We start from the raw sequence: 13143 nt of genomic DNA, 5'->3' as shown, positions 1-13143 counted from the left end.
GACGACGGGGAAGCGGGGGATGCGGACGACGACGGGGGAAGCGGGGGTCACGGGGACGTCCGGTGCGCGCCGGTCGCGGTCACCGTCCGATCGAGGCGGGCAGACCGCCCTCCTCGGTGCCCCAGACGTCGCCGCCGTCGTCCGGACGGCCGGACCCGCTCTGTGTGGACGGGCGGGCGTAGCCGGCTCCCTGATCCCGTCTCGGCCGGCTGAGCAGTTCCTCGGAATCCTCTTCCTCCTCCTCGTAGAGGTCGGGCTCCGGCTCCTGCTGGGCACCCGGGCGGCCCACCTGCTGGGTGTGGAAGAAGGCCCCGTCGGACTCGTCGTCGCCGTAGACCTCGCGGATCCGCTCCTGTTCCTTGTTCTGCCCGCCCTGGCCCATGCGGCCCATGCCCGACATCATCATCATCGGCGAGAGCAGGCCCGCCAGGCCGGGGTCGGCGCCCTGGCCGGCCGCGGCCGTCGCGGTCCGGCCGGCGTCCGCTCCCGGCCCGCCGAGGGCCTGGGCCTGTTCGGAGCCGGCCGATCCGTCGCCGAGCGCGTCCGTCCCGTCGCCGAGGCCGGCCGTGTCGGGGCTCGGCAGCGTCTGGAACTGCCCGTCCGGACCGCTGATGGTGCTGCTGCCGTCGGGGAAGGCGGTGGTGGTGAAACCGTCCGTGCCCGTGGTGGCGGTGGTGCCGCTGGGGTAGTGCACGGTCGTGGCGCCGTCCGGCGTCAGGGTGGTCAGGGTGCCGGGACCGCCGAAGCCGCTGGAGGCGGTGGGCGGGTTCACCGGGCCGGGGAGCTCGGTGAGGGCGCCGGCCGGGCCGGTCGTGGTGGTCGTCCCGTCCGGGCCGGTCGTGGTGGTCGTCCCGTCCGGGCCGGTCGTGGTGACCGTGCCGTCCGGGTGCAGTGTGTAGGTGCCGCCGTCGGGCAGGGTGGTGGTGATCGAGCCGTCGGGGGCGATGGCCGTGGTGGAGCCGTCGGGGTTCACCAGGCTCTGGCCGGGGTCCAGATGGGTGGAGACGGTCTGGCCGTCCGGCGTGAGGGTGGTGACCGTGCCCGTGTCGGGATCGACCGTCGCCGTGCTGCCGTCGGGGAAGACGGTGCTCACCGTGCCGTCGGGGTTCTGGGTGGTGACGCTGCCGTCGGGGTTGGTGAAGTGGGTCTGCCCGTCCGGGCCGACCGTCTCGGTCACGCCGTTGGGGAACTGCGTCACCGAAGCGCCGTCCGGATCGGTGGTCGTGACGCTGCCGTCCGGGTGGGAGGTGTACGACGAGCCGTCCGCCAGGTGCGTGGTCACCCCGCCGTCCGGGTCCAGTGAGACAGTCGAGCCGTCCGGGTTGGTCAGCACCTGTCCGGGATCCAGGGTGCTCGTCGTCGTGACGCCGTCCTGCGACGTGGTCGTCACCGTCCCGTCCGGGCCGACCTGTACGGAGCCGCCGTCCGGGAACTGTGTGACCAGGCCGCCGCCGGCGGTGGCCGCGGTGGTGCTGCCGTCGGGGCCGGTCTTGACCGGCCCGGTCGTGGTGGCGCCCGGGATCAGGCCGGTGAGGGACGGGATCGACAGGGGCGTTCCGCTCTCGCTCGTCGACGTGACGGCCGCGTCGGGACCGGTGGGTCCCGCGGCGCCGGCCGTGTCCGGCGAGGAGACCAGGGTCGACAGGTCGGGCACGGTGGGGACGCCGGCCACCGGGACGCCGGTGGCCGAGGGCGTGCCCGCCGCGAGGTCGGTGGCCGAGGGCGTGCCCGCCGACGGGTCGCCGGCCGAGGGCGTGCCCGCCGCGAGGTCGGTGGCCGACGGGATGCCGGCCGCCGGGACGCCGTCGAGCAGGGAGTTCAGGCCCGCCCCGGTCGCGGCGAGCGTGGCCGGGGTGCCGACGGAGGTGTCCGTGGTGAAGGCGTCCGGACCGCCGACCGTGGGCAGGCCGCTCGCGAGGGTCGACGGGCTCGGCGTCGGCACGTCGGCGAGCCCGCCGTCCGCGGAGGTGAGCGACCGCGGTGTGCCGGCGTCGGTGGAGGTGACCTGGAAGCCGTCGTCCGCCGGGTAGGCGCCGCCCAGGTCCGGGCCGCCGCTCGTCAGGGTGGAGACGCCCTTCTCGAACTCGTCGGCCTGTTCCTTGGCCTGCCGAGCCGCGTCCTCCTGCTGCTGCTTCGCCTCCTTCGCGGCCTCCTCGGCCTGCCGCCGCGCGTCCTCCTGCTCCTTCTCCGCCTGCTCCTTGGCCAGTCTGTCGGCGAGGCTGACGGAGGGGATGTCCTCGAAGGCGAAGCGGGTGTCGCGGCCGGAGTCGAGGACCTGGGTCCACTTGTTGCCCAGGTCGGTGACGGACTGGTGGGCCGGTTCGTCGAGGTTCGCCTGGAGGTTGTTGGTCCACCGGTTGATCGCCTCGTTGGCGAGGCCCGACCAGGTGCTCTGGTCCTTCAGGTTTCCCCAGGCCGTGTTGGCGGAGAAGCCGGGCTTCGGATGCCAGCTGGTGATCGTCTCCGACGAGATGCCCCAGTTGTACCTCGTCGTGGTGTAGGCGACGTTCGGGTGGTTGTACTGCATGATGAACCACTGGATGTCCCACATGAGCTCGTCGAGGACGCTCGTCGGCTCGGCCGGCGGGACGTGGGAGCGGCTGTTGCCGTCCGCCGAGGTCACGGTGATGCCGCGGCCCCGGCGCCAGTAGAAGTCGTCGAACTGCCTGGCCAGGTCGGTGTAAGCGGCGTGCAGGTCGTTCTGGGCGCCGATCAGGTTGTCGCCGTGCAGCGTCCAGGCCTGGGTGCCGGTGACCACCGACGTGTTCGCGGGGGTGAAGCCGGGCGGCCTCAACTGGGTCGTGTAGTGGTCGTACTTGTCGTGCAGGTCTGTGATCAGGTCGCGGAACACGTCCGCGGCGGTGCCCTTCCACGCCGCGTTCTCGGCGCCGAGCGCGTCGAGCCAGTTCTTCAGGACGGCCGTGCGGTTGCGGAAGAAGTAGCCGGCCCGGTCGAAGGAGTACGCCGCCTTGTTGAACGAGTGCAGGTCGACGCCGTCCGTGAGGCCGGGGTCCCCGCCGTGGACGGACGGGTCCCCGGACGACTGGAACTGGTGGACCATGCGGTCCAGCGCCTCCTTGCCGCGCTGCCAGTACGTCGTCCCCTTCGCCAGATCGCCGACATAGCCGATGTTCGCCGTGTACATGTCCACGGATTTGCCGTGCTGGACGAAGAACTGGAACGTCGCCCCGTAGCCGGGGTTCAGATCGACCTGCGGGCTCTTGCTCCGGTGCTTCTCCTTCTTGATCTTGACGTTGATCCAGGGGGTGCCGCTGTCCCCCTTGACGCCGGTCACCTCGGAGCGCTCGGGCAGCGTCCAGCCCGTGAGCAGCTTGATGATGTGTTCCCAGTTGTCGACGGCCATGACGATCAGCCCTGGGTACCTGAGGTGGTGGAACTGCTCGACCCGTACGAACCGCCGGACATGTCCGCGTCGTAGCCCTTGATGGCCGAGAGGAACTTCTCCCCCTCCACCTGCTCCAGGGTCTCCCCCTGCGTCTTGAGCATGGTGTCGACCACGTCGTCGAGCTCCCGCCGCAGGTCGCGGAAGGCGGTGAGGTGGTGGTTGAGCACACCGTCGATCGCCTTCGCCGACTGGACGGTGTGGCTCACCAGGGTCTTGCCCGCGGTGTCGGAGTCACTCGCCATCGCGCCGAGGACGAACGGTCCGCTCGGCGCGTTGGAGATGTCGTACAGGGACTGCCCCTCCTGGTCGGAGGTGCGCAGCCTGGCGATTTCGTCCCCCGCCTCACGGACGTCCGTTTCGGCGAACGTACGGAGGCGGGAAGCGTCCAGCTTGGTCAGATCCGGCATTGCCTTCCCCTACGACTACGACGGTGGCACACGGTGCTGTGGCACGCCCCTGCCGCGGGCTCCCGGCGGGGCGGGGTGACGGGCTGTCGGCCGGCGTCAGAACTTGATCTCCTCGAAGCCCTGCGCGTTGCGGTACACGGTCTTCGCGTACATGTCGCTGATGTTGTCCAGGGTCTGCGCGTGCCGCTGGAGGATGGTCGACAGGGCCGTGACCTCGCTGTTCCAGGTGGGCTGGACCTTGTTGTAGTACACCTCGCGGTCGGGGCCCAGCCAGTTGCCGACGATCGCGGCGAGTTCGCCCTCGAGCTGGTTCACCACGCCGCTGATGCGCGTGGTCTGGTGCATCATCTCCTCGGCGAAGGTCATCGCCTGGCCGTGGTCGATGTAGATGCCGTCTTCTGCGGCGCCCATGGTGGTCTCCTTGGTCGGGGTGCGGAACGAGGGGCGGGTGGCGGGTCGGGCGCCGTGCGGGTCAGGCGCCCTTCATGACCGTGTAGGCGCCGTTCTCGACGTCGGATCCGAACGCCGTCAGGTGTCCGTCCCCGTCGACCACGGCCTGGACGGCGCCGGCCTGCGCGCTGTTGGAGGACTGCATGCTGTTGCCGAGCTGGTTCTCCATGGCCTCGCAGGTGCGCTTGATGCGGTCCACCTCGCTCAGCCAGGTGTCCATGACCCGCGCGTAGGCGCGGCCGTCCTCGCCCTGGTAGTGCGCCTGGAGGGTCGCCTTCGCCTGCTGGACGTCCCCCTGGATCAGGGTCATCTGGCTCCTGGCGCCCTCCAGGCTCTGGATGGCCTGGCTGTAGGTGGCGGTGGACGACTGCTGCGTCTGCCCGCTGCTGGGAGTGCTCATCGTGTCGCTGCCTTCCGATCCGTCGGCGAATCGAGTGAGGGGTCACGCCGTCGCCGTGGCCGAGTACGCCGTGAGACGTGCGGAATACGTGTGTGTACGTGTGCCCGGCTTGGGCCGGCGCATCGGACGACCTGTCAGAACCGATCCGGTCGTTTCGTCGCGATGCTAATCATGCCACCTCCGCGGCGACAAGTGATACGTGGTCATCTGTGTGACGCATGGGGCGATGCGCTCTGCGCATGCAGGTGTGAACCGCCAAGTGGTCATGGGCGCCGGATGTGTTGCCCCGGCGGGACCGGCGGGGCAACACATGTGTCAGGACGCTCCGTTCCCTCCGGCGCACCGGCCCCCGTCGGCGGCCTCGCTGCGCCCCTCCTGGGCCGCCTCCGGGGACAGGTCGGGTCCGGTGGGCAGCATGTCGAGGAGCGGGAAGGGCAGTTGCCGCGCCCGCTTCGGGTCGTAGCCGAGCGCCGTCGCGGCGTCCGCGGAGGCGATGCGGTACTTGCGGCCGGTGTCGGTCACCAGATACGTGGTGTCGCCCATGCTCGCGCCCGAGCTGTCCAGTGCCCGTACCAGGGCGCCGCCCGAGGCGGGCACCGAGACGGCGTCCACCGCCAGGCAGGCGGGGGCCAGGGCCCGGCCGGGGGCGGTGGCCCCGGCCGCGACGGCCGAGGAGTCCTCGGTGACCAGGGCGACGCCGGTGCCCGCGTCGCCCTTCGGCGTGAGCCGCACGCACAGGTCCTGGTCGCTCCGCGGCTGCGCGAGGGCCGGCGGCGCGGCGGGCATCGCCGTGCCGGACCGCTCCACACCGGCCGCCTCGTCGGTGAGACCCTTCGGCGCCGGCATGCCCTCGAGGGTGTTCGGGGACAGGGCGAGGGCCTGCGGGGCCTTGCCGCCGTAGGCCCTCGCCCGGGTGTCGGACGCGCCGAGCAGCAGGGCCGCCTGGGTGGTGGTGACGGGGGTCAGGCCCGAGCGCAGCAGCAGGTAGTACTGCTGGGCTGAACCGGGTGTGCGGACGACGAAGACCTGGCCGATCCGGGTGGCCGCGCCGTCCACGTCCGGGCCCGCCGCGCCCTGGCCCTCGACCCGGGGCGCGGCGAGGTCGGCGCCCGCCGGCACCGCGTCGAGGAAGGCGGCGGAGACCGGCAGCGGGTCGGCCGCCCCGTAGCCCAGGGCGGCGGCGGTGGCCTGCCCGGCGGCCAGCCGGAAACGGGCGCCGTGCCACGCCAGGAACAGGTCGCCCCCGGTCTCGCGTACGAGCACACCGGCCGGCACGGCGTCGCCGGACGGGCCGGAGTCGACGAGCAGGGTGGTGGTGCCGGTACGGCCACCGGAGTCGCTGGGCCGCGTCCCCGCGCACACCTGCCAGGCCCCGGAGCCGGACGGGGCGGCGGGGGGCAGGTCGTCGGGGGCGCCCTCGATGCCGACCGGGTCGCCGTGCGCGGTGCCGTGCAGGGAGGCGGCGGAGACCGTGTCGGTCGTCAGGTCCGCGCCGACCAGCAGGCGGGCCGAGGCGTAGTTGCGCACCGGGCGCAGCCGGTCGCCGTCGAACAGGTAGCGGGTGCCGGTGCCCCGCTCCACGACCAGGGTCCGGCCGTCGCGCCAGCCGGTGGCGCCGCCGGGGCTGATGAGCCCGTAGACCAGGGAGCCGACGGCGAGCACGGCCGCGAGGACGGCGCCGAAGGCGACGCCCCGGTCGGTGCGGCGGGTGGGCGGTTCGGGCAGGTCGGGGTCGGCGCGCAGCAGGCCGCTGGTCAGCCGGGAGACGACGAAGCGGTGTGCCTGGACCTGGTCGCGTCGGTTCTGCATGACGTAGCTCTCCGTTCGCCGGTCAGCCGTTGGCCGAGCGCAGCACCTGGTACACGCCGAGGCTCCACAGCACGGCGGGCAGCAGCGCGAAGGCCGTCACGGACTGGAGCAGGTCGCCTGCGCGCCCCCAGTGGGGCAGCACGCGGCGGCCGGGCACGGTCCAGGAGGCGACGGCCAGGCCCACCGCGCCGAGCAGCAGGGCGGCCGCGACCGCCGGGCGCGCGCCGCCGTCCCGGTGGGCGGCCAGCCAGACGGCCGCGAGCAGGGGCCCGAGCAGGGCCGGCACCGCCAGCGCCAGCCGTTGCCAGGCCGTGCCGAGGCTGCGCCCGTGCAGGAACAGCAGCAGTGCCAGCAGGGCGCAGGTGACCAGTTGCGGGGGTTCGGGCCGGCGGGCCAGGCCGGCCATGCAGAGCGCGCACACGGCGCCCGCCGCCAGGTAGAGGCCGGTCATCCAGCGGTCGGTGGCCGCGGCCCGGCGCGCGATGTCCTCGCCCTCGTGCGGCTCGATGCCCTCCTGGAGCTGCTCGGGGGTGGTGGGCAGCGGCGGCAGCCGCAGACCGGACAGGGAGAAGGCGATGCGGGGCACGAACGCCCCGAAGACGACGGCGGCCACCGCGACGGCGCCGGCCGCGGCGGAGAACGGCACGTCCAGTGCGGCCATCAGCACCCCGCCCAGGACGCCGGCCACGCACACCGCGGTGGCGGAGGCGAAGACGACGACGTGGGCGGAGACCACGGTCAGAGCAAGGGCGGTGCCGATCCCGGCCGCCGCCGAGCCCGCCAGCAGATGCGCGCCGGCCAGGGCGGGATCGCCCGGGGAGGTCCAGGGGTCTCCGGTCAGCAGGACGCCGGCCAGCCCCAGCAGGAGACCGGCGCCCAGGCCCAGCACCACCCCGCCGGGCGGGTCGTCCATGGCCCTGGCCGCCGCACCCGCGCCGGCCAGGGCCAGCAGCGCCGCACCGGCCGCCAGCGCGGCCCGGGACACCGCATCGCCCGGCAGCGCCAGCACGACGAGGCAGGCCACCAGCGCGGCGGCGGTCATCAGCCGGAGTGTCCAGCGGGCCGTCGCGGGCGTCCAGGCGTGCGGCAGTTCGCGGACCGTGCCGGCGACGGCGTCGACCAGGTCGTCGTGGCGCACCGCGGGCAGTGCCTCGGCCTCCGGGCGCAGCAGCAGCACCTCGCCGTCGCGCACGTCGTGGGCGTCCAGGCTCTGTTCGCCGTCCAGCGGTTCGCCGCCGATGCGTTGCAGCACCCAGCCGCCGTGCTCCAGTCCGGCTTCCTCCAGTTGTTCGCCGGCCTGGACGACGACGACCGGGAGCAGGTCGGCGAGCGGGATGTCGGCGGGCACGGCCAGGTCGAGGATCTTCTCCGGGGCCCGTATCGTCACCCGGCACACGCCCGCGACGGATCCTTCACTCATATGTGTTCACACCTCTTCGGCGGCTGACGCTGCTCGGGGCCGACAGGGTCCCCGGACCGGCGCCTGTCGGCGGTCAGCGGGGGAAAACCGGTCGCCGGAACCCGGGGTCCTGGAACCGGAAGCCGGTGTGCGGCCAACCGGTGTGCGACGGACCACTGTTGGCGACCCTGGTGGTGCCCGATAGTCTCACAGGTGTCGCCGTACGGCGCCAGGGCCCCGCATGTCGCCCGGCACACCCGCCGTTCACGCGCCCTCCGTTCGCACACCCGCCCGTACGCACACCCCGCGGGCGGAGCATGTGACGTGCGGGGCTTCGCACCTCCTCGAGAAGGACGTCATCCGTTGAGCGTGGTTTTCTTCCGCAGGCCGGCCCGGCGCCGGGGACCCGACATGCCCGAGGGCGAGATGGTGCTCCAGGAGCCGCCGGTGATGTCCGAGCAGACGCCGGACGGCGGCGCCGGGATGCTGACGTACCTGCCGATGGCCATGATGTCGGGCGCCATGGTGCTGCTGTACGTGCGGCCCGGCCAGTCCTCCAGCCCGATGACGTACGTGGTGGTCGGCGTGATGGCGCTGGCGATGGTCTCCATGCTGCTCGGGCAGTCGATGCGCGGCGGCGCGGAACGCCGGCGGAAGCTCAAGGGGGCCCGCCGGGACTACCTGCGCTACCTCGGCGGGGCCCGCCGCAAGGTCAGGGCGGCGGTGGTCGAGCAGCAGAGCGCGCTGGCCTGGCGGCACCCGAGGCCCACGGCCCTGTGGGCGCTGGCGCGCACCACTCGGCTGTGGGAGCGCCGCCCGTCCGACCAGGACTTCGGCGAGGTGCGGCTCGCGGTCGGCGAACAGCGCCTGGCCATGCGGCTGACCACCAATGCGAACAAGCCGGTGGAGGACCTCGACCCGCTGAGCGCACACGCCCTGCGCGCCTTCGTCAACGCCTACTCCACCGTTCCCGACCAGCCCATCGCGATCTTCCTCCCGGCGTGGGCGCGGGTGCTGCTGCGCGGCGGGCGGGCGGAGGTGCTGGACACCGCGCGGGCCCTGATCGCCCAGCTCGCGGTGGCGCACTCCCCGCAGGAGCTGTCGATCGTCTTCTGTGTCTCCGCCGAGCGGGCCGGGGAGTGGGACTGGGCGAAGTGGCTGCCGCACGCCCACCACCCGGTGGAGACCGACGGGGCGGGCCCGGTACGGCTGTTCACCTCCGCCGCCGGCGAACTGGAGGCGCTGCTCGGCGAGGACTTCGCCGACCGGCCGCCGTTCGAGGCCGGCGCCGTCGCGAGCCGGGAGGAGCCGTTCACGGTGATCGTGGTCGACGGCGGCCGGTTGCCCTCCGGCCACCGCCTGGCCCGTGCGGGCTTTCGCAACACCGTCACGCTGGACCTGTCGGGCGAGCTGCCCTGGCGGCCGGGCCGCACCACGCTGCGCCTGCACGTCGAGGACGGCGAGGTGCGGCTGGTGCGCACCGACCGCAGCCGCAAGGAGTCGACGACCGCGCTGGGCCGCGCCGACCGGCTGGGACCGGTCTCCGCGCGGGCGCTGGCCGCGGTGCTGGCCCCGATGCGCACCGGCGTCACCTCGGAGGCGGCCCAGCCGCTCGCCACCGACGTGGAGCTCACCACCCTGCTCGGCATCGCCGACCTGCGCCGGCACGACCCGAAGACGTACTGGGAGCGGCGCGGCGCCTCGGCGGGGCGCCGGTTGCGCGTGCCCATCGCGGTCGGCGGCGACGGACGCCCCGTCGAGCTGGACATCAAGGAGTCCGCGGAGGGCGGCATGGGGCCGCACGGCATGCTGATCGGCGCGACCGGCTCCGGCAAGAGCGAACTGCTGCGCACGCTGGTGCTGGCGCTGGCGCTCGGCCACTCCTCGGAGTCCCTGAACTTCGTGCTGGTCGACTTCAAGGGCGGCGCGACCTTCCTCGGTCTGGACCGGCTGCCGCACACCTCCGCGGTCATCACCAACCTGGCGGAGGAGGCGGCGCTGGTCTCCCGCATGCAGGACGCCCTGCACGGCGAGCTGATCCGCCGTCAGGAGCTGCTGCGCGCGGCCGGCAACTACACCTCCGCGCTGGAGTACGAGAGGGCGCGTGCCGCCGGCGCTCCGCTGGCGCCGCTGCCCAGCCTGTTCGTGGTGGTCGACGAGTTCAGCGAACTGCTCTCCGCGCACCGCGAGTTCATGGAGCTGTTCGTGATGATCGGCCGGCTCGGCCGCTCGCTGGGCGTGCACCTGCTGCTGGCCTCGCAGCGCCTGGACGAGGGACGTATGCACCAGTTGGAGAGCCATCTGTCGTACCGGATCGGGCTGCGCACGTTCTCGGCGATGGAGAGCCGGGGCGTGCTCGGCGTGCCGGACGCCTACGAGCTGCCCTCGCAGCCCGGCGCCGGGTTCCTCAAGAGCGGCACCGAGCCGCTGACCCGGTTCCGCGCCGCCTACGTCTCCGGCGGGTACCGCGAGCGCTCCGGCGCCCTCGTGCAGGAGCGGGTGGCCGGCCAGGTGGTGGCCTTCACCGGGGAGCGGGTGGCCGAGCGCGAGTTGCCGCCGGGCGCCGGGGAGCAGCCGCCGGCCGAGGGGGCGGAGAGCGAGGAGGACACTCCGTCGCTGCTGTCGGTCGCGCTGGAGCGGCTGCGGGACTCCGGGCCGCCCGCGCACCAGGTGTGGCTGCCGCCGCTGGCCCAGTCGCCGACCCTGGACCGGTTGCTGCCGCCGCTGTCGCCGGACCCGGTGTACGGGCTGACCACCGCGGACTGGGCGGGACGCGGCGCGCTGCGGGTGCCCGTGGGGGTCGTCGACCGGCCCTTCGAGCAGAAGCGCGACCTGCTGACGGTGGACCTGTCCGGCGCGGGCGGGCACATAGGCGTCGCCGGCGGTCCGCAGAGCGGGAAGTCCACCCTGGTGCGCACCCTCGTCACGGCGCTGGCGCTCACCCACACGCCGCGCGAGGTGCAGTTCTACTGCCTGGACTTCGGCGGCGGCACCCTGGCCGGGCTGGCCGGACTGCCGCACGTGGGCTCGGTCGCGACCCGGCTGGACACCGAGCGGGTGGCCCGTACCCTCGCCGAGATCACCTCGCTGCTGGCCCGGCGCGAGCGGATGTTCCTGGAGCACGGCTTCGACTCCATGGCCACGCTGCGCCGCCGCCGGGCGGCCGGCGAGTTCCCCGAGGAGGCGCACGGGGACGTGTTCCTCGTCGTCGACGGCTGGTCGACCGTCCGCCAGGACTTCCAGGACGACGTCGCCGCGCTGGGCCAGATCGCCGCGCGCGGGCTGAACTACGGCGTCCACCTGATGGTCACCGCCTCCCGCTGGGTGGAGCTGACCGCCGCGATCCGCGACCAGGCCGGCACCAAGCTCGAGCTGCGCATGGGCGACGCCATGGACTCGGTCGTCGACATCCGCAAGGCGGGCAGCGTGCCCCGCTCCCCGGGACGCGGTCTGACCATGGAGAGCAAGCTGCACTACCTGGCGGCGCTGCCCCGTATCGACGGGGTGGAACGCGCCGACGACCTCGCCGACGGGGTGGGCGACCTGGTGGCGGCGGTCGCCGAGAGCTGGCCGGGGCCGGGCGCTCCGGCGGTGCGGATGCTGCCGACCCGGCTGGACGCGCGCGATCTGCCGCCCGTCGCCCCCGAGCGCCGCTTCCGGTTCCCGCTCGGCGTGGAGGAGACCGAACTGGGCACCGCCTGGCACGACTTCTCCGAGACGCCGCACCTGGTGCTGTTCGGTGACAGCGAGGTCGGCAAGACGAACTTCCTGCGGTTGACGGCCCGGCACATCGTGCGGACCTTCACCCCCGAGGAGGCCCGCATCCTGGTCGTCGACTACCGGCGCCAACTGGTGGAAGCGGTGCCGGAGGAGTACCGGCTGGGGCACGCCGTCTCGGTGGACCAACTGCGCGAGCAGATCACCGGCGTGGGCCGGGCCCTGCGGGAGCGCACCCCGGGACCGGACATCTCGCCCGCCCGGATGCGGCTGGCCGACTGGTGGCAGGGCCCCCGGCTGTTCGTCCTGGTGGACGACTACGACCTGGTCGCCCAGCCGATGCAGACCCCGCTCGATCCGCTCCTGGAGCACCTGCCGCTGGGCTACGAGGTCGGCGTGCACGTGATCCTGGCCCGGGCGGCGGCCGGTGCCCTGCGCGGCGCCAACGATCCCCTGGTGCGGCGCGTGCTGGAGGTCAACTCACCCGGACTGCTGATGTCCTGCCCGCCGTCGGAGGGCCACGTCTTCGGTGTCAAGCCCCGCACCCTGCCGCCGGGCCGGGGCCTGTACGTCACCCGCCGCCGCACGACCCAGATCCAGACGGCACTCGTCACGGGCCCCGACGCGGAGACGGACCCGCACACACCCTGACACCGCGCCGCGCCGCCCTGGTACGGGGCCGCGCCGCCCTGGTACGGGACCGCGCCGCGCGATACCAGCCCGTGCCGCCGGGCCTGGCCGTCCTGGTACGGGACCGCGCCGCCGGGCGTCCGTCCCGAGGCCCCGGCCCGCCTGGAGAGCACCTGGGCGTCGCCGGCGTCGAGGAGATCGACGCCGTGGTCAACACCTTGGGAGTCACCCCCGCCAGGCGGCCGACCGCCACCTCTCCAACCGCCCGGGGCCGCCGTGCCGATCCCGCGGTGGCCGGGTGTTCCGGCGGGCGCGCGAGGGCACGGCCGCCGCCCCTGCCCATCGGACGGAACGGCCGTCCGGTGGTCCGGGGCGGCACGGACGCGGCCGGCACTGATGCCGTTCCCGCATCGGGCGATGCCGGAACCGTCTTGGACGACGGACACGGACGTCTGGTCCAATGACACACACGCGCCCCGTTCGCACCCGGCCGGTTTCATCCGGTCGGCGCGGGACGCGGCCGGGAGCCACCCGTACGTCCGTGGCGGCCCGCGCATTCCACGGTCCGGCCCGAACCCCCGCGGGCCCGGCACCGGGACGGCTCACGCACGGCGTTCCCGTACGCCGTCGGTCGGTTCGCTCCCCCCGTAAGCGAACCGTCAGCGTGAGCCGTCCCCGGACGCCGCTCCACCCCACCCCGAGTCCCCGCACCCCGGAACCCCGCACCCTCGGCCCCCGCACCCCGCACCCCTGCGGCGCACACCCGGTCGGGGCCACCGGCCGGGGAGCAGTCACTTGACCGATGCCCGGCGCGGACCCGCCGGAGCAGGGTTGCCGCGACGACATGACACATGACCTCGGCAACCCGTCCGTGGGCAACCCGTCCGTGCGGAGGCATCGATGACCGGACTCGGCTGGACCGTGC

General features: G+C 73.7%; 7 protein-coding genes. 1 reads left to right on the top strand and 6 read right to left on the bottom strand.

Going from position 1 to position 13143, the window contains the following annotated elements:
• Positions 1-79: 79 nt before the first annotated feature.
• From ACF061_RS20785 to eccD, 6 genes are all read right to left on the bottom strand, one after another.
• The gene (locus ACF061_RS20785; protein ID WP_392268388.1) at positions 80-3364 is read right to left on the bottom strand and encodes an AAWKG family protein; all 3285 of its coding nucleotides are present in this window, start codon (positions 3362-3364) and stop codon (positions 80-82) included.
• Positions 3365-3369: 5 nt separating this feature from the next.
• Entirely contained in the window at positions 3370-3813 is a 444-nt protein-coding gene (locus tag ACF061_RS20780; protein ID WP_392268387.1) for a type VII secretion system-associated protein, read from the bottom strand.
• Between the two features lie 96 nt (positions 3814-3909).
• On the bottom strand, positions 3910-4224 hold the full coding sequence (locus ACF061_RS20775) for a WXG100 family type VII secretion target (protein ID WP_392268386.1): 315 nt from the start codon (positions 4222-4224) through the stop codon (positions 3910-3912).
• Between the two features lie 61 nt (positions 4225-4285).
• Positions 4286-4663 (bottom strand): hypothetical protein, encoded by a 378-nt coding sequence (locus ACF061_RS20770; protein WP_392268385.1) that lies wholly within the window; start codon positions 4661-4663, stop codon positions 4286-4288.
• A 315-nt stretch (positions 4664-4978) separates the two neighbouring features.
• The gene (gene eccB / locus ACF061_RS20765) at positions 4979-6472 is read right to left on the bottom strand and encodes a type VII secretion protein EccB (RefSeq protein WP_392268384.1); all 1494 of its coding nucleotides are present in this window, start codon (positions 6470-6472) and stop codon (positions 4979-4981) included.
• A 22-nt stretch (positions 6473-6494) separates the two neighbouring features.
• A complete protein-coding gene (gene eccD / locus ACF061_RS20760) occupies positions 6495-7892 on the bottom strand; it encodes a type VII secretion integral membrane protein EccD (protein WP_392268383.1) in 1398 nt (465 codons plus the stop codon).
• Positions 7893-8240: 348 nt separating this feature from the next.
• On the opposite strand from eccD, the gene eccCa reads away from it, so the two are divergent.
• Positions 8241-12239 carry a type VII secretion protein EccCa gene (gene eccCa, locus ACF061_RS20755; RefSeq protein WP_392268568.1) on the top strand — a complete coding sequence of 1333 codons (3999 nt, stop codon included), beginning with the start codon at positions 8241-8243 and terminating at the stop codon, positions 12237-12239.
• Positions 12240-13143: the final 904 nt, after the last annotated feature.

Origin of the sequence: Streptomyces sp. NPDC015220, assembly GCF_043079345.1 — a bacterium.
Taxonomy (GTDB): Bacteria; Actinomycetota; Actinomycetes; order Streptomycetales; family Streptomycetaceae; genus Streptomyces.
This window is presented reverse-complemented; position numbering and strand designations above follow the sequence as displayed.

Excerpts from the sequence above, each read along its gene's own strand:
- ACF061_RS20785 (WP_392268388.1), bottom strand. The coding sequence starts at position 3,364 with ATGGCCGTCGACAACTGGGAACACATCATCAAGCTGCTCACGGGCTGG.
- ACF061_RS20780 (WP_392268387.1), bottom strand. The coding sequence starts at position 3,813 with ATGCCGGATCTGACCAAGCTGGACGCTTCCCGCCTCCGTACGTTCGCC.
- ACF061_RS20775 (WP_392268386.1), bottom strand. The coding sequence starts at position 4,224 with ATGGGCGCCGCAGAAGACGGCATCTACATCGACCACGGCCAGGCGATG.
- ACF061_RS20770 (WP_392268385.1), bottom strand. The coding sequence starts at position 4,663 with ATGAGCACTCCCAGCAGCGGGCAGACGCAGCAGTCGTCCACCGCCACC.
- eccB (WP_392268384.1), bottom strand. The coding sequence starts at position 6,472 with ATGCAGAACCGACGCGACCAGGTCCAGGCACACCGCTTCGTCGTCTCC.
- eccD (WP_392268383.1), bottom strand. The coding sequence starts at position 7,892 with ATGAGTGAAGGATCCGTCGCGGGCGTGTGCCGGGTGACGATACGGGCC.